General features: G+C 47.5%; 3 protein-coding genes. All 3 read left to right on the top strand.

Going from position 1 to position 1,286, the window contains the following annotated elements; translation table 11 throughout:
• Nucleotides 1-316 (top strand): ZIP family metal transporter (locus tag ACR0P9_RS12820; protein ID WP_432620743.1); only part of this gene is annotated, 316 nt, incomplete at its 5' end.
• A 14-nt stretch (nt 317-330) separates the two neighbouring features.
• Nucleotides 331-633 (top strand): rhodanese-like domain-containing protein, encoded by a 303-nt coding sequence (locus tag ACR0P9_RS12815; RefSeq protein ID WP_432620741.1) that lies wholly within the window; start codon nt 331-333, stop codon nt 631-633.
• A 161-nt stretch (nt 634-794) separates the two neighbouring features.
• A partial coding sequence (locus tag ACR0P9_RS12810; protein ID WP_432620739.1) for a glycosyltransferase family 2 protein occupies nt 795-1,286 on the top strand: 492 nt, incomplete at its 3' end.

Genomic DNA, 1,286 nt, shown 5'->3' with positions numbered 1-1,286 from the left:
GATTCAAAACTTTCCGGAAGGTGCGATTATTTCTCTGCCGCTGCGCGCAGAAGGCATGGGAAAGGGAAAGTCTTTTGTGTGCGGCGTGTTATCCGGTGCTGTAGAGCCAATCGGTGCTTGGATTACCATTTTGGCAGCGGCGCATATTCTGCCGTGGCTGCCGTATTTGTTGAGCTTTGCGGCGGGTGCGATGATGTATGTCGTGGTAGAAGAGTTGATTCCGGAAATGTCGGAAGGACAGCATTCCAATGTGGGAACCCTGTTGTTTGCCGTAGGCTTTACGCTGATGATGACGTTAGATGTTGCGCTGGGATAATGAGGAGGACGCATATGCAGACATATAGCAGAACGACAGAACAAATGATGGCGGATACCCGAGAAAAACTGATTCTGGATATGAGAAAGGATCGAGAATTTCGTCTGGGTACGATTCCGGGAGCCGTGCATATCTATTGGGAAGACCTCAACGACCGCATGGCAGAACTGCCTAAAGATAAACCGATTTACATGATGTGCTATACGGGAGAGACCAGCGATGAGTTTGCCGCATGGATGCAAGAGCATGGCTGGGAAGCGTACAGCATAGAAGACGGCTATCGCGGGTTTTACCGCTGGCAAATCATGCAGGAATAACAGGCTTTTTTCCACGTTTTTGTAAATCAACACAAAATCTTAATACAAATTTTCCCTGAAATACGATATACTTAGACTTGCAAAGACAAGAAAAATGCTTTACAATAGGAAAGCATTTGTAACCATGCAAAGAAGTATGTGTAAGGATGAGAAGAAATCAAATGAAACTGTTAAGTTTTGCTGTTCCGTGCTACAATTCGGAAGCGTATATGGAGAAGTGTATTGAATCTTTGCTGCCGGGCGGGAAGGATGTAGAAATTCTGATCGTTGATGACGGTTCGTCGGATCGAACGGCAGAAATCGCGGATGCCTATGCGGCAAAGTATCCGGATATTATCCATGCCATTCACCAGCCTAACGGCGGACATGGTGCCGCGGTCAACACCGGCTTAAAACATGCCTCCGGCGTGTATTTCAAGGTGGTAGACAGCGATGACTGGCTGGATCGGGATAGCTATCTGCGTGTGCTCAAGCGCCTGCGGACGCTCATTAAGCTGAATACGCTGCCGGATATGTTCCTCGCCAATTATGTGTACGAGAAGGAAGGCAGCAAGCATAAGGCAGTCATGCGTCAGAAGGGATTCCCGAAAGAAAAGATGTTTGGCTGGGACGATGTAGGACATCTGTTCAAGGGACATTATATTCTCATGCAT

Source organism: Butyricicoccus sp. (assembly GCF_050872565.1).
In the GTDB taxonomy this organism is placed as follows: domain Bacteria; phylum Bacillota; class Clostridia; order Oscillospirales; family Butyricicoccaceae; genus Butyricicoccus_A.
The sequence above is the reverse complement of the archived record's forward strand: the minus strand, read 5'-3'. Positions and strand labels throughout refer to the sequence as shown.

Coding starts and splice junctions, on each gene's coding strand:
- ACR0P9_RS12815 (WP_432620741.1), top strand. CDS start 331: ATGCAGACATATAGCAGAACGACAGAACAAATGATGGCGGATACCCGA.